General features: G+C 42.8%; 13 protein-coding genes. 6 read left to right on the plus strand and 7 right to left on the minus strand.

What is annotated here, in order from left to right:
- From Q3A68_RS21415 to Q3A68_RS21430, 4 genes are read right to left on the minus strand one after another with little or no spacing between them, the layout of a single operon-like run.
- The gene (locus Q3A68_RS21415) at positions 1–1,257 is read right to left on the minus strand and encodes an aspartate kinase (protein WP_302903184.1); all 1,257 of its coding nucleotides are present in this window, start codon (positions 1,255–1,257) and stop codon (positions 1–3) included.
- Entirely contained in the window at positions 1,257–1,928 is a 672-nt protein-coding gene (locus Q3A68_RS21420) for an RsiV family protein (RefSeq protein WP_302903185.1), read from the minus strand. The genes Q3A68_RS21415 and Q3A68_RS21420 overlap by 1 nt, the downstream gene beginning before the upstream one ends.
- A 4-nt stretch (positions 1,929–1,932) precedes the next feature.
- Positions 1,933–2,397, minus strand: coding sequence for a GNAT family N-acetyltransferase (locus tag Q3A68_RS21425; RefSeq protein WP_302903186.1), 465 nt, complete (start codon positions 2,395–2,397; stop codon positions 1,933–1,935).
- 17 nt (positions 2,398–2,414) lie between these two features.
- On the minus strand, positions 2,415–3,104 hold the full coding sequence (locus Q3A68_RS21430) for a YggS family pyridoxal phosphate-dependent enzyme (protein WP_302903187.1): 690 nt from the start codon (positions 3,102–3,104) through the stop codon (positions 2,415–2,417).
- A 40-nt stretch (positions 3,105–3,144) separates the two neighbouring features.
- Between Q3A68_RS21430 and Q3A68_RS21435 the strand changes: the two genes are divergently transcribed.
- From Q3A68_RS21435 to Q3A68_RS21460, 6 genes are all read left to right on the plus strand, one after another.
- Complete coding sequence (locus Q3A68_RS21435; protein ID WP_302903188.1) at positions 3,145–3,660, plus strand: DUF4296 domain-containing protein; 516 nt, start codon at positions 3,145–3,147, stop codon at positions 3,658–3,660.
- Positions 3,641–5,998 (plus strand): endonuclease MutS2, encoded by a 2,358-nt coding sequence (locus tag Q3A68_RS21440; RefSeq protein WP_302903189.1) that lies wholly within the window; start codon positions 3,641–3,643, stop codon positions 5,996–5,998. Before Q3A68_RS21435 ends, Q3A68_RS21440 begins: the two co-directional genes overlap by 20 nt.
- 18 nt (positions 5,999–6,016) lie before the next feature.
- Complete coding sequence (locus Q3A68_RS21445; protein WP_302903190.1) at positions 6,017–7,093, plus strand: SGNH/GDSL hydrolase family protein; 1,077 nt, start codon at positions 6,017–6,019, stop codon at positions 7,091–7,093.
- A gap of 122 nt (positions 7,094–7,215) precedes the next feature.
- Positions 7,216–7,920 (plus strand): CoA transferase subunit A, encoded by a 705-nt coding sequence (locus Q3A68_RS21450; RefSeq protein ID WP_302903191.1) that lies wholly within the window; start codon positions 7,216–7,218, stop codon positions 7,918–7,920.
- A complete protein-coding gene (locus tag Q3A68_RS21455; RefSeq protein ID WP_302903192.1) occupies positions 7,913–8,569 on the plus strand; it encodes a 3-oxoacid CoA-transferase subunit B in 657 nt (218 codons plus the stop codon). Before Q3A68_RS21450 ends, Q3A68_RS21455 begins: the two co-directional genes overlap by 8 nt.
- Before the next feature lie 206 nt (positions 8,570–8,775).
- A complete protein-coding gene (locus Q3A68_RS21460) occupies positions 8,776–11,271 on the plus strand; it encodes a TonB-dependent receptor (RefSeq protein WP_302903193.1) in 2,496 nt (831 codons plus the stop codon).
- Between the two features lie 114 nt (positions 11,272–11,385).
- Here the strand turns inward: Q3A68_RS21460 and Q3A68_RS21465 are convergent, their stop codons facing one another.
- The 3 genes from Q3A68_RS21465 to Q3A68_RS21475 form a co-directional block, all read right to left on the minus strand.
- Positions 11,386–13,419 carry a CHASE3 domain-containing protein gene (locus tag Q3A68_RS21465; RefSeq protein WP_302903194.1) on the minus strand — a complete coding sequence of 678 codons (2,034 nt, stop codon included), beginning with the start codon at positions 13,417–13,419 and terminating at the stop codon, positions 11,386–11,388.
- 102 nt (positions 13,420–13,521) lie between these two features.
- Entirely contained in the window at positions 13,522–14,175 is a 654-nt protein-coding gene (locus Q3A68_RS21470; RefSeq protein ID WP_302903195.1) for a uridine kinase family protein, read from the minus strand.
- 20 nt (positions 14,176–14,195) lie between these two features.
- Positions 14,196–15,176 (minus strand): LysM peptidoglycan-binding domain-containing protein, encoded by a 981-nt coding sequence (locus tag Q3A68_RS21475; protein WP_302903196.1) that lies wholly within the window; start codon positions 15,174–15,176, stop codon positions 14,196–14,198.
- Position 15,177: the final 1 nt, after the last annotated feature.

The following is a 15,177-nucleotide window of genomic DNA, read 5'->3' on the forward strand; positions in this document are numbered from 1 at the left end:
TTATTTTACCACCATTTGTGCGGTATTCCGGCTTACCTGTTCTAAGAGGATTGAGCGATTTTCTACCAGCCCTTTTAAATCGTACAGCTTGTAATGTCTCAGGGTGATCAGGGTAAGTTCGCTGTTATATTTCACCTTATAATTCTGATTGAAGCCCGCCAAAAGTTTTTCAAAACGTTCGGGGTTTAAGTCAAAACATACGCTGAAACTCAAGGCTGAGGTTTGCATTACATTCGCTTTAATATTGTTCTGCGCAAATAAATTGAAAATCTCGCTCAGGTGAATCTCCGATATAAATGAATAATCTCTGGCTGATATAGAAAGCAGCACCTGGTTTTGTTTCAATATGATAACCGGCTTATCAAAATGCATATCAGCTGTTTCTTTTATGATCGTCCCTTCAGCAGAAGGATCATTAAATGATTTTACCAGCAAAGGTATTTTGGCATTCTGCAGTGGTTTTATGGTTTTCGGGTGGATCACGCTTGCACCATAATAAGTCATTTCAATGGCTTCAGCATAAGTCAACTCATTGAACTTAACAGTATCGGCAAAATGCTTTGGGTCCGCATTTAATATACCCGGAACATCCTTCCATGTGGTAACTGATTCCGCGTTTAAGCACGACGCAAAAATGGAGGCAGTATAATCTGAGCCCTCGCGACCTAAGGTAGTGGTGAAGTTTTCCGACGTTCCACCCAAAAAGCCTTGTGTGACCACAATGCCATTATCAAGTAAAGCAGGAATTTCCTGGCTGATGCTGGCCCGTGTTCTATCCCAGTTTACATTGCCTTCGCGGTAGTTATTATCGGTATGAACATAGCCGCGTACATCCAGCCATTGGGTTTTTATACCGGTTTGATTTAAATAAGCGGCAACTATTCGGGTCGAAACCAGCTCGCCGATGGATACGATCTGGTCATAAATAAAATCATGATCGGCGTGGGGCTCATCCTCAATCATCCAATCGATCTCCACAAACGTATTAGCTACTTCATTATAAACCGGGTGGTTTGGCGCAAAAAGCTCTTTAACAATATTATAATGATAATCTTTTATTTCATCAAAAACAGTATGCAGATCGCGAGAACCGTTGATGTAAGCCTTGGTCAGTTTCTCCAATGCATTGGTGGTTTTACCCATGGCCGAAACTACTATCAGCAACTTTTGGCCTTCGTATTTTTTTACAATGTTTGAGAGATTGATCACTCCCGCGGCATCCTTCACCGATGCACCTCCGAATTTGAAAACAAGCATTATTTGTGATATTGAGTAATAACCGTATTTGGCCGCAGTAAATTTAGAATTTGTGAGTAAGGAATAAACAATGCAACAGGTCCGTAACTCTCGGGTTTTGCTTCCCCGTTGTTGTACAAAAACTTTAATCCGATGGGGGTAATTAAAAAATTATCATTTAAGACGAATTGACCGCCTTTAAAGCTGTACCCGTTTAGCGGAGCATCGGCGCTCAAATTTTCGTTTTTTCTGAATATCGCCTCTGCAATTTTATTTAGTTGATCTGTATACTGATCGATTAAAATGTCATTCAGCTTTATTGGTTTGGATTTCTTAGTGTTCCAATTCAGGAAGTGCGTCGCCTGAGTTTTACCAGATTTCCCTGAATCGGCAAAAATTTCGTTGATCTCTATAATAGTTAGGCTAGAATCTTGTCTGAGAACTGAAGCATGTAAATTATGATCTTTCTGACCATGTAGATAACCAGTCAATGAATCATTCAATGTATTTTGATTTTTGAAAACCGGGTAAGAAATATCCAGCTGTCGGTCTGCTTCTTTTTGTTTAATATGCTTATAAACAAATTGAAGTGTATCCGTAGTGATCTCTGGCTTGTCTTCTGTCGATGTTCCCCATTGACAGGAAGCTAAGCTGCATGCGATTATCACAAAAAGGATACCCCTCAGTCTCATAGCTTTAGTTCATTATCTGTTCTTTTGACAATGACCCGTTTATCCAGGCACCGTCAAGAGCAGCTTCGTATTTTTTGTAGAATTTAATGGCAGGCTCGTTCCAATCCAGTACCTGCCAGGTCATACCGTTGAACCCCATTTCGCGGGCCTCGATAATCAGCCTGTCAAAAAGTAATTTCCCAACGCCCTTGCCCCGCCAGCTTTCCGTCACGATCAAATCCTCCAGGTACATACGGCATCCTTTCCAGGTAGAATAACGAATGTAATATAAGGCAAATCCCACAATTACTCCGTCAACCTCAGCAACAAATGTTTTCCAGACCGGCTTTTCGCCAAACCCTGCTTCTTCAAATTCCTTCAATGTAACAGTGACTTCTTCTGGCGCTTTTTCAAACAAAGCCAATTCGTTTACCAATTCAAGCAGGCGCGGACAATCTTCTTTTACGGCTACTCTTAAATTTATCTGCATATATCGTATTCGGGCGATTAGTTATTTTTCCAATGTTTAATTACTCTCTGCCCGAAGATAGTACTACCGAGGCGCACCATGTTGCTGCCTTGCTCAATCGCTAGTTTATAATCGGACGACATACCCATGGATAGTGTGTCAAAAGAGCCGTCTTTTCTGAAGAAACTCTGCTTTATACCATCAAAAAAGGTTTTCAGCTCATAAAATTCTTCATTTATCTGCTTCTCATTTTCGGTATTGGTTGCTATACCCATTAATCCCCGGATTCGTACATTTTTCAAAACAGTAAACTCTTCCGACCGCAATAATTCAATTATCTCATCAAAACCGAGCCCGTATTTAGTTTCTTCATCGGCAATATATACCTGCAATAAACAGTCGATCACGCGGCTGTGTTTTTGAGCATGCTTATCAATTTCCTGCAACAGCTTCAGGCTGTCGACAGATTGGATCATACTGATAAAAGGAGCAATATATTTTACCTTGTTGCTTTGCAAATGCCCTATCAGGTGCCATTCAATATCCTTGGGCAAGTGTTCATATTTGTCCACCAGCTCCTGTACCATATTTTCGCCAAATACACGCTGGCCGGCATCGTAGGCTTCTTTTATCTCTTCCTCAGATTTAGTCTTCGATACAGCAATCAATTGTACTTTTATTGTTTCCGTTTCGTTTTTTAAGCGTTTGATGTTATCCGCAATGCTCATTTATCCGTAGTTTTGCTTAATAATGCCGCTAAATTACAGAATGCATAAATATAATAAGCTGTTTTTCTCAGTATTGATTTTCCTGGCCGCCTGTAGCGGAAATAAAGTGCCTGATGGAATAATTGCGCAGGACGAAATGACGAATTTGCTAACCGATATTCATATTGTGGATGGTAGCATGTACAACGTGGTGCAAGTGCCTGATTCTCTGTATAAGTACGGGAAAGATAAATATCGCATAGTATTCAGCAAGTATCATACGGATTCGGGACAGTTTAAGAAAAGTTTTCAGTACTATTCCTCACATCCTGAAAAATTGCAGGCCATGTATGATCAGATAACAATAAATATTAAGCAAAAAAGTGATTCGGTTAATAAACTCAATCTTGATAAGATAAATAGGGATAATAAAAGACGAACAGACTCTTTAAAGAAATTACCTAAGCAGCCCCAACCAAATCAGGTTACGGCAAAGCCCGTGCAGCCCGTCATCAAAAGAAATTTTAATCCGAACATTAAGCCACGAAAAAGAACGCATGCTGATTCCCTCCCATAGTGTTGATAAGCTTGGCTTTACCGAGATAAAGGAACTGATCAAAGCGCATTGCCTGAGTGTTATGGGCCAGCAAATGGTTGATAAGATACAGGTGATGAATAATTATGATCAGATTCATAAGTTTCTGAGCCAGGCTAATGAATTTAAGAATATCCTGGAAAATGATGAGGCATTGCCTATTCATCATTTCTTCGATATAAAATCTCTGGCAAATAAGGCCAAAATTGAGGGTGCGTTTTTGACGGAAGAAGAGTTTTACCAGGTACAGGCTTCATTGTCTACGGTTTTTGCTGTAATCGCCTATTTTAACGACCGCGAAAGGCAATACCCCAACCTGGAAGCATTATTTGAGCATTTGCCGATTGAGAGATCAATCATAAAAAAAATTGAGCAGGTAATAGATCAGAAAGGCAAGATAAAAACGAATGCTTCACGTGAATTAGCGGAGCTCACCTCCTCCATAGCTAAATCTGAGCAGGAGGCCCGTAAAAAGATCGACCAGATATTTAAAAATGCAGCTTCCAATGGCTGGACGGCTGACGGCTCATTGACCATTAGAGATGGCCGCTTGTGTATTCCATTGTTAGCTGAAAATAAACGAAAGCTGAAAGGTTTTATTCATGATGAATCATCATCGGGCCAAACAGTTTATATTGAGCCGGAAGAAGTATTCACACTAAATAACCGCATCCGTGACCTGGAATTTGAGCGGCGTCGGGAAATAGTAAGGATCCTTACCACATTAACTGATGAGCTAAGACCATATGTGCCATTGCTGTTGTCGTACCATAGCTTGTTGACCAAGCTTGATTTTGTGCGTGCAAAAGCTCTGTTTGCTATTGATATTGAAGCTTCAATGCCTGAAGTGGTGAATGAGGCTAAAATAAAACTCACCAATGCCAGGCATCCGTTGTTACTGTTGAGTTTTAAAGCGGAGAAAAAATCAGTTGTGCCACTTAACATCAATATAGATGAGGCCACTCGTGTCGTAGTAGTATCAGGGCCAAATGCAGGCGGCAAATCTGTTTGTATGAAAACAGTTGGCCTGCTGCAAATGATGGCGCAGGCAGGCTTATTAATCCCGGCAGCTGATAACAGTATAGTAGGAGTGTTTAAACAAATATTTGTCGATATAGGTGATGACCAATCGATTGAAAGTGATTTAAGCACTTACAGCGCACATCTATCCAAAATGAAAGATTTTGTGGAGATGGCCAACGGAAAGACACTTGTTCTGATAGATGAGTTTGGTACAGGTACCGATCCGCAATTCGGGGGGCCGATAGCAGAGGCTGTTTTGGAAACCCTCAATCACAAAAAAGTGAGAGGAGTGGTAACCACCCACTATTCAAACCTGAAAGTTTTCGCAAGTAATACAGAAGGTATAGAAAATGCCTCGATGCTGTTTGATAATGTTGAGATGCGCCCGCTTTATATACTCGAAGTAGGAAAGCCAGGTAGCTCTTATGCATTTGAAATCGCGCAGAAAATTGGCTTGCCGCAACAGGTATTGAATCTGGCCAAAAATAAAATAGGTGTTAGCCAAAAGAAAGTAGACACCTTGCTGGTCGATCTGGAGCGCGAGAAGAAGGAGATATTCGATACAAAAGTAAAACTGGAAAGGCAGCAAAAAAGGGTAAACGAACTCCTTTCTGAAAATGAAAAACTGAAAGGATACCTCGAAGAAAATAAAAAGGCGCTTATTCGTGACGCTAAACAAGAAGCAAAGAATATTATTCTTAATGCCAATAAGTTGGTCGAGAATACCATTGCAGATATTAAGAGCAGTAATGCCGATAAAGAAAAAACACGGCAACTGCGTGAGGGCCTCAACCGCGAATTGCAAAAGAACACTGTTAAACCAGAAGCAGTTAAGGCTACAGTAACAGAAGAATTGAAGCCGGGCGACTGGGTGAAGCTTAATGATTCGGAGACCACCGGCCAGATCATGGAGATAACCAAAGACAATTTGATTATTGCAATCGGTGATTTGCGGACTGTAGCCAAAAAGAACCGGGTGCACCGAGTAGGGAAAAAAGAGGTTCCGAAAGAGATCAGGAAGAGCTTCAGCGGGCAAACGAATGATTATGCTAACTTTAGTCCGGAGATTGATGTGCGTGGCAAACGCGGCGAAGAAGCATTATATGATATTGAAAAGATGCTGGACAGAGCATTGATGATGGGCTTTAATAATTTAAAGATCATCCACGGAAAAGGCGACGGGATATTGCGCAAACTGATCCGCGAATATTTAAAAAAATATGATGCCGTAGATAGAATGGAAGATGAACACGCAGACAGGGGTGGCGATGGTATAACATACGTATATTTGAAATAACCCAAATATTACCTGAACATGAGAAAATTATACTTTTTGTTTGTGCTGCAATTCGTAGCCATCCTTGGCTGCGCACAAAATATAGTTGTTAAAAGTCACGACACGCATATCCGTTACTCAGGTCGTATAGCTATGACAGACGATGCAGCCGAACTTTCATGGTCAGCATCTGCTATCAAAATGAATTTTAAGGGGACTTTCATAAAAGCCACCCTGAAAGACGAACGCGGTAACGATTACTGGAACGTAATACTTGATGGTAAAGTAATCTCTGTTCTTCAACCAGATAGTATTCAAAAACAATACACCCTTGCCACAGGGCTTTCAGGAGGTAGTCATACTATTGAATTGTTTAAACGCAGCGAATGGTCAATGGGCAAAACCTGGTTTTATGGCTTCGAGATGGATAAAAATGCAGGTATATTACTACGTCCGGCACAGCAAAAACGCAAGATGGAATTTTTTGGGAATTCCATCACCTGTGGGTATGCCATTGAAGATACAACAGGGCAGGATAGGGGGACAGCGCCTTACGAGAATGCTTATTTAAGTTATGCATCTATTACCGCACGTCACTTTGATGCAGAGTTGCATAGCACCTCACGAAGCGGTATCGGGATTATGGTGAGCTGGGCTCCGCTGATTATGCCCGAAATGTACTACCGATTGGATGCGACGGATGCGGAAAGCAAATGGGATTTTTCAAAATATACACCAGACCTGGTGGTGATCAACCTGTTTCAGAATGACAATTGGATTGTTAAACTGCCTGATAATGAACAGTTCAAGGCCAGGTTTGGTACCAAAGCACCAACAGATGACCAATGTGTAAAAGCCTACAAGGATTTTGTAAAAACTATCAGAAGCAAGTATCCTAAGGCACAGATCATTTGTGCATTGGGCAGTATGGACGCCGTAAAAGAAGGCGCGCCGTGGCCGGGATATATCAAAAAGGCAGTGGAGCAGATCGGCGACAAAAAGATATTCGTGCACATTTTCCCGTATAAAAATACGCCCGGTCATCCAAGCAAAAAAGAGCAGCAGGCTATGGCAGATGACCTGATCGCGTTTATTGATCAGAATATCAAATGGTAACCCAAACACGATTTAAGATTTTATTGAATAGCGGGATATTAATGAGAACGTATTTTTTAAATCTGATAAATCCTGAAATCGTGTCAAAATCCTGCTAATTTTACGTCGACCAATTATTATTTATGAACAAAGTTGTTAGCGGTGCTGACGAAGCTATCCATGATATTCAGGACGGTATGACCCTTATGCTCGGTGGGTTTGGTTTGTGCGGATTGCCTGAAAAATGTATTGCAGCACTTGTGAAAAAAGGAGTGAAAAATCTGACCTGTATCTCCAACAATGCAGGAGTAGACGATTTTGGTATCGGCCTGATGCTCAAACAGCGCCAGGTAAAAAAGATGATCTCATCCTATGTAGGTGAAAATGCAGAATTTGAGCGGCAATTATTAAGCGGCGAACTGGAAGTGGAACTTATCCCGCAAGGAACATTAGCTACACGCTGCATGGCAGCTGGCTACGGTATGCCCGCCATTTTTACACCCGCCGGTATAGGTACCGAGGTAGCCATAGGAAAAGAAGTACGGAATTTTAACGGCAAAGATTACCTGATGGAGATGGCCTTTAGCGCTGATTTTGCTATTGTTAAAGCGTGGAAAGGTGATACAATGGGTAACCTGGTTTACCGCTCTACTGCAAGAAATTTTAACCCGGTAATGGCGATGGCAGGGAAGGTAACAATTGCTGAAGTAGAAGAACTGGTTGAACCGGGGGAATTAGATCCCGATCATATCCATACTCCGGGGATTTATGTTCACCGGATATTTAAGGGAGAGAATTACGAGAAGAGGATTGAACAACGCACCGTAAGAAAAAGAGATCATGCTTGACAAAGAAGGAATAGCAAAACGAATAGCAAAAGAGATAAAGGATGGTTACTATGTTAACCTGGGCATAGGCATACCTACATTGGTGGCAAATTATATTCCGGAAGGAATGGATGTGGTACTGCAATCGGAAAATGGATTGCTCGGCATGGGCCCGTTCCCGCTTGAAGGGGAAGAGGACCCGGACATGATTAACGCCGGCAAGCAAACCATTACTACCTTACCAGGCTCAGCTATATTTGACTCGGCGATGAGTTTTGGGATGATACGCGCTAAAAAGGTAAATCTGACTATTCTGGGTGCAATGGAAGTGTCTGAAAACGGGGACATAGCCAACTGGAAAATCCCCGGTAAAATGGTGAAAGGCATGGGCGGTGCGATGGACCTGGTGGCATCTGCAGACAATATCATTGTCGCGATGCAGCATGTAAACAAAGCAGGTGAGTCAAAATTATTGTCAAAATGTTCCCTGCCGCTTACAGGCGTGCATTGTGTGAAAAAAATAGTAACTGAACTAGGCGTGCTGGATGTTCTGCCGGAAGGTGGCTTTAAACTATTAGAACGTGCTCCAGGTGTAAGTGTTGAAGAAATAAAAGCAGCTACTGCCGGTAAATTGATTATTGAGGGCGAGATTCCTGAAATGGCACTATAGTGTGTCTTTAACGAGGAATAGTAAATGACCGAAGTTTTCCAACTTCTGGCTTAGTGTTAATGTCGCGAAATCTTCCAGCAGAATTTACAGAAAACTTTAATCGATTAAATTACTGCCCTCGTCGACTATGTCCTCAGCTACGTCTATTATTCCATTTCAGACGGGAAATATTGTTTTGTTTTGCGCAAAATCATATTTCGACAGTTATGAAGTATATCCTTACTATATTTTCTATTCTTACGCTGGCACTTAGTGCCGGTGCTCAAAATTTCCAGGGACCGCCTCCGACCGGCGGCGCGTCCGGGATAACCGGTCATATTTCAGGTACGGTAATCGATTCAATTACAAAAAAGCCTATCGATTATGCAACGGTTGCCTTGTTTGCCACCGATGGGGCATCACCGATAAACGGCGTGGTAACAGATGAAAAAGGGAATTTTAAACTGAACAATATCAGTTCGGGAAGTTATAAAGTCACAGTTAGTTTTTTAGGCTATCCGGCAAAGACCATCACCCCGGTAATTACCAGCCCGTCAAAACCCGACAAGAATCTTGGTGTAATTAGCCTGGCGCCAAGTCAGCGTACGTTGAAAGAAGTTTCGGTTGTCGGTCAGGCGGCATTGATTGAAAACAAGATCGACAAGATCGTTTACAATGTAGAGAAAGATATCACAGCTTCGGGTGGCACGGCCACAGATGTTTTAGGCAAAGTGCCGATGGTTTCGGTTGACATGAATGGTAACGTATCTGTTCGCGGCGATCAGAATGTGCGGATATTGATTAACGGGAAATCAACAGGCGCTTCGGCAGCGAACATCTCTGATGTGCTCCGTTCTATTCCAGCAGACCAGATCAAGAATATTGAAGTGATAACTTCACCGTCAGCCAAATATGATGCTGAAGGTTCAGCCGGTATTATCAATATTATTACCAAGCAAAAGAACGTTTCCGGCTTCAGCGGCTCTATAAATGGTGGTGTAGGCACCCGGCAAAACAACGGCAATATGAACTTGAACTATAACGAGGGCCGTTTTCACGCTTCGGCAAACCTGGGCGGATTTCTGAGCTGGCCTCAAACCAGTATCTCTGATTTTGAGCAGCATATACAAAACGATTCTATCAACACCACAACATCAACCAAAGGCACCAGCAGGGTATCGCGTCATGCGATTTTTAGTTCTATAAGTGCAGGTTACGATTTTAATGCCTATAACAGCATTAATACCACGTTCAGGTTAATGCATTTTCAGTTTACTACGGATGGAAGCTCGAACACCGTTTCTACCCTTCCATATTCGTACACCTCAAATGGCAAAAACGCATTCAGTAACTTTGACTGGAACATGGATTATACCCATAAATTTGACGAGAACGGGCATGAACTGGACTTTTCAACGCAATGGAGCCGCGGCTCGGGTGTAAACAATTATACAAATATGTACACCGGCGTATTCTCGGATCTGCAGAATGACATCAACAGTACCAATAATGAATATACGTTCCAACTGGATTATACCTTACCGGTAAGCAAAGTGTTTAAGATTGAAGCTGGTGCCAAAAGTATTATCAGGCGGATCAACAGCGTTTCTGATTATTACGACTTTGATCAGAATTCGAACCCTATATTTAACGGCACCCTTTCGAACATTTACAAATACAATCAGGATGTGTATGCGGGTTACACCGTGCTCACGTTTACGCTGCCTCAAAAATGGTCCATTCTGGCGGGTTTAAGGGATGAAAATACTAACATTCATGGCGACCCGGTGAACGAATCGCAGGCTTTGCAACCGTTTAGCCAGAGCTATAATACCTTTATCCCAAGTCTGACGCTGCAAAAGGGATTAGGAGGCAACAATACCCTGAAGTTGGTTTATTCGAAGCGTATATCGAGGCCGAGCCTGCAGTTTCTGAACCCATTTACCAATAGCAGTGCGCCACAGAGCCAAACGGTTGGTAACCCTACGCTGAATGCAGAGACAACAGACACCTATGAACTGGATTACAACGCCTTCTTCGGGTCTTCATCGCTCACTATTGGTGCATATTACAAGCATACTCACAACCTGATTGAAGGGATTGCAGCACCGATATCGGTGGTTGTAAACGGCACTGAAGAAGGTGGTACGCTTACCCGTTATCAGAACATCGGCGACAACAACTCAATAGGCGGTACATTTTTCGGGAGCGTTACGCCTTTCAAAATATTTACTATCACCGGTAATGTCAACCTGTATACCTACAAGCCCGATCCATCCGGCACGTATATCACCGACAACACCCAAAACAGCACTTACCTGATGTATAATGGATTTCTGCGGGGTTCGCTCACTTTACCATCTAACTTCCTGGCCGAGGCATTTGGCTTCGGCGGCTCGTCACGACGCACGATCCAAGGTACCAATCCAGCCTTCGCGATGTATGGTATCGGTGTTCGCAAGCAGTTGATGCAAAAGAAGATGTCGGTGGGGTTGAATGTGGTACAACCGTTTGCCAACTATAAACACTTTAATAGCAGTATTAGCAGTCCGGGGCTTACCCAAACCAGCACCAACGCTATTCCTTTCCGGTCCTTTGGTATTACGTTTAGCTACAGCTTTGGTAAAATGTCGTTCAGCCAGCCTAAAAATAAAGGTATCAACAATGATGACCTGAAACAGGGCGATCAGAACCAACAGCAGCAGGGCGTTGGATCGAGATAGCAGGACCTAAAATTTACAGAATAATCAAAAGTCTTTAGTTGTAAGTCTGAAGACTTTTGATCTTACAGAGAAAGTCCGCAAACGACGTGGAGTGATTTAGATTAACATGGACCTTCACGCAGGTTCGGCCATTGGTAGCGTAAAGTAAAAAGTAGAACCTTTATCCCTCTCGCTTTCGGCCCAGATGTGGCCTCCATGGCGTTCGATGATCTCGGCGCTTAGGTAAAGCCCGACGCCAAACCCTGAAATATGCCGGGTGTGCTCGCTTTGGACACGATAAAAGCGATCAAACAATCGTTTCATATCATGTGGATTGATACCTATCCCTTCATCGTGTACACTAATTGTCACCATTTCAGTTTCAACAGTACACTTAACAGTCACGATTTTGCCTTTTGGCGAATATTTAACCGCGTTGGAAAGCAGGTTGGACAAAACGGAGCCGATCTTTTCCCGATCGGCGTCTACGACAAGTTCACCTACAGGCTCGAATACAAATGTGTGGGTGTTAACGCTGAGACGCATTTCCTCAATCATTTCGCTGATCAGTGCATTCAGTTCAAAAGGGTGCTGCTCGATCAGTAATTTACCTGATTCCAGCCGGGATACATTAAGAAAACCGTTGATCAGACCGGCCATTCTCTTGGTTTGTGAGTTTGCCCGGGCAAGTGCACTGCTCATAAAGCCGTCGCCATTTTCCTGCACCTTTTGCTGGAGCACCTGGATCAGTGCGGTCAATGAGGTTAACGGAGTTTTGAGTTCATGACTGGCCATCCCGATAAAATCGTTTTTGCGCTGTTCGTCTCGTTTCTGTTCGGTAATGTCGCGGGCAATCTTGGAAATGCCGACGATCTCGCCGGCTTTGTTACGAATAGGCGAAATGGTTAATGATACTTGAATGGGGGTACCATCCTTTTTGCAGCGTATAGTTTCATAATGATCAATACGCTCACCCTTTTTTAAATGGGATAAAATTACTGTTTCTTCATGGTAGCGGTCTTTCGGGATAAGCTTTAAGATCGATTCTCCAACCATTTCCCGTTCTGTATAACCGAAAGTCCGCTCGGCACCCTGGTTCCAACTGGTAACAATACCGTCAAGGGTTTTGCCGATGATAGCGTCATCAGATGATTCTACAATGGCAGCTAATTTGGCACTTCGTTCCTCGGCGAGTATTGCTTCCTGCAGCAATTTTTGCAGGCGTCGCTCGCTATCAGCCAGTTCTTCGTTGGTTGTTTGGAGTTCCTCGTTAGCAGCAGCAAGTTCTTCATTAGTGGCGGTAAGTTCTTCATTTAATACCTGGGTCTCCTCCTCGCTGGTTGCAAGCGCTTGAGTCCGTTCATCGACCCTTTTTTCAAGTGATTCATTGAGACTTTGGAGTTCCTCACGGGCTTCAGTAACCTCTTCGTTAATGGATGTGAGTTCTTCGTTGGAAGTAGTAATTTCTTCGTTAGCTGCTGTAAGCTCTTCGTTTAATGCCGCTGTTTCCTGTTCCCGAAGCTCCAGCTCTGCACGCAGGTGTTCCTTTTCGCGGACATCGCGTATCACTTTCCGGTAAGAATATACCGTAACAGCTAATGAGACTAATGCCGCCAAGATAATAAAGCCTGGAACAATGTTGGTATAGCTGTTAAGTTTTTCGGCTCGCGCGTCAAGGAGTAGTTGTTCACCTGCCTCTGCTTTTGCGACAGCGTGTCGTAACGTATCCATTGCTGATTTGCCAGCATCCAGGTCTTGAAGTGATATAGCCTGCCCACGTTGTTTTTTACCAATGAGTTGCTGCAAAATGTCCATGCGCTGGCGTAGTATGATGCGTATTGACGCCATATTAGTTTGCTGCTGTGGATTATCAGCCGTTAGTGTTGTTAATTCCCCGGTAAGGTTAAGGGCCTCATTATATGCGCCATTATAAGGTTCCAGAAAATTGGCGCGACCAGTGAGCAGATAACCCCGCTGGCCCGTCTCGGCGTCTTTCATCACCGAGAGTACTTGTTCAAGCTTCTGCATAACCTGTCCGCTATGTGACACAGCCTGATTGCTCTTTAACAATCTTTGGAGAGTTAAAAAGGATACAAGGCCAATCGTAAGGACGATCAGCAGGGAGAAACCATAGCCTATCCGGAGATTACGGTCAAATCGGTTGGTCATAAGCAAAGGGAAATAAACATAAAGATAAGATTAATAACCAAATTTTATTCGGTATTGTTTAACCTAAACCTTTAATCTTCGTATTGGATACTCTTGAAATTGCTAAAGCACTTTTTCCCTCAGCTCTTTTGAGATTTGCTCTGTTACCTGGATAATATCATCAGCAATATGGGTATTGTTTACAATCACTTGCTCGCAAACATTTTTATAAGGGAGCAGGAACTCTTTATAAGCCGGAACTACGTGATTTTCCCATTTGTACATTACATCGTCGTTCGAATAGCCGCGTTCTTCCAAATCGCGTTTTAAACGACGCGCCAGCGCTACATCTTCATCTGCTTCGATAAATATTTTCAGATCAAGCAGATTGGCGATTTCTTTAAAATGGAAAATAAATAGACCCTCTACTATCATGATTGGGGCGGGTTTTATCTCTAATACTTTCGGAACAGCAGCTGGGTTATTAAAAGTGTATTCCTTTTTATATATCGTCTCCCGATTGATGAGTTTGGTAATATCCGAGTAGAAATGCTCACGATCAATAGTTTCAGGCACATCGAAATTATAAAGTTTATTTTCCTCTTTGGTCATGGTATGGCCAACCCGGAAATAATAATCATCCTGTGATACCAAACAGACTTCGTTGCTGGTAAAATGATCCAGGAAACGATTCAGAAAAAAGGTTTTACCTGAGCCGCTTCCTCCGGCTATACCCATGATAAATGGCTTCGAATTATTCGAGTCCTGGTTACCCATGCCTGTTTACAATTCAGAAATTAATTGTTTGGATCGGATGTGCCGTAGCTCAAATTCACCTGGAAACGTTTATCCAAAGCGCCCAATGCAGTTGCGACGTTCTTGGTCATCACAATTATCACATCTTTGGTTTGCTCGTTATCGGTAAAGCGACCCACCACTTTTGCAAATGTAGTACGATTAGTCATTACATTAGTGATTTTTATAACCGTACCAATAGGAGCGGTGCGGTGCAATACGAGCATCTTGTTTGGATCAAGGCCGTCGTCATCCATCCAGGTGGCCACGCCTTTTTCATCCTTTTCATAAATACCAAACTTGTTGGCATTGTTGATATGATGACTGCTGTCGGGCGAAGTTGAATCGCGTGTAGCAACTACAGGCTGTGCTTGCTGAGTTTCAACAGGCTGGTTTTGAGTAGTCGGTTGCGTTTGATCGGAAGAAGGCGTGGCTGTGTTTGATTTTACAAGCAGCACCTGACCGGGGCTTATGTTGTTTGATTTCAACCCATTCAGATTAACGATATCTTCAACGGTTGTATTAAAACGTTTGGATATTGCATACAACGTTTCACCCGCTGATACTTTATATTGGGTAGGAGCGGAATTATCCGTTGTAGTATTTGCCGGCTTGGTTTGTTGTTGTGGTACGGGCTGTTGTTGCTGAGGCTTAGTCTCTGCGGGCTGTTGAACCGGTTTATTTTGATGCACCGGATTGTTTTTTACCACTACTGGTGCTGCTTCCACAAATGGCTTGTCGGTTGGTACTTTGATGATATTGCCGATCGACATTTTTGCATCAGGGTTAAATTTTATGATGGCCTTAGGGCTTACATTGTAGCGGCGGCCGATTGAGTAAAAATTATCTTTTGGGTCGAGTTTATGCAGAATGACCTTTTTCCCGTTATGATTCTCTACGCCTACAGAGTCGGTTAATGGTCGTGCAAAAACAGATATGGAAAAGGTTGATAGGAGGAGGGTTAATAATAGTTTAAAGTTCATT

Source organism: Mucilaginibacter tolerans (genome assembly GCF_030519375.1).
Taxonomy (GTDB): domain Bacteria; phylum Bacteroidota; class Bacteroidia; order Sphingobacteriales; family Sphingobacteriaceae; genus Mucilaginibacter.

Coding starts and splice junctions, on each gene's coding strand:
- Q3A68_RS21415 (WP_302903184.1), bottom strand. CDS start 1,257: ATGCTTGTTTTCAAATTCGGAGGTGCATCGGTGAAGGATGCCGCGGGA.
- Q3A68_RS21420 (WP_302903185.1), bottom strand. CDS start 1,928: ATGAGACTGAGGGGTATCCTTTTTGTGATAATCGCATGCAGCTTAGCT.
- Q3A68_RS21425 (WP_302903186.1), bottom strand. CDS start 2,397: ATGCAGATAAATTTAAGAGTAGCCGTAAAAGAAGATTGTCCGCGCCTG.
- Q3A68_RS21430 (WP_302903187.1), bottom strand. CDS start 3,104: ATGAGCATTGCGGATAACATCAAACGCTTAAAAAACGAAACGGAAACA.
- Q3A68_RS21435 (WP_302903188.1), top strand. CDS start 3,145: ATGCATAAATATAATAAGCTGTTTTTCTCAGTATTGATTTTCCTGGCC.
- Q3A68_RS21440 (WP_302903189.1), top strand. CDS start 3,641: ATGCTGATTCCCTCCCATAGTGTTGATAAGCTTGGCTTTACCGAGATA.
- Q3A68_RS21445 (WP_302903190.1), top strand. CDS start 6,017: ATGAGAAAATTATACTTTTTGTTTGTGCTGCAATTCGTAGCCATCCTT.
- Q3A68_RS21450 (WP_302903191.1), top strand. CDS start 7,216: ATGAACAAAGTTGTTAGCGGTGCTGACGAAGCTATCCATGATATTCAG.
- Q3A68_RS21455 (WP_302903192.1), top strand. CDS start 7,913: ATGCTTGACAAAGAAGGAATAGCAAAACGAATAGCAAAAGAGATAAAG.
- Q3A68_RS21460 (WP_302903193.1), top strand. CDS start 8,776: ATGAAGTATATCCTTACTATATTTTCTATTCTTACGCTGGCACTTAGT.
- Q3A68_RS21465 (WP_302903194.1), bottom strand. CDS start 13,419: ATGACCAACCGATTTGACCGTAATCTCCGGATAGGCTATGGTTTCTCC.
- Q3A68_RS21470 (WP_302903195.1), bottom strand. CDS start 14,175: ATGGGTAACCAGGACTCGAATAATTCGAAGCCATTTATCATGGGTATA.
- Q3A68_RS21475 (WP_302903196.1), bottom strand. CDS start 15,176: ATGAACTTTAAACTATTATTAACCCTCCTCCTATCAACCTTTTCCATA.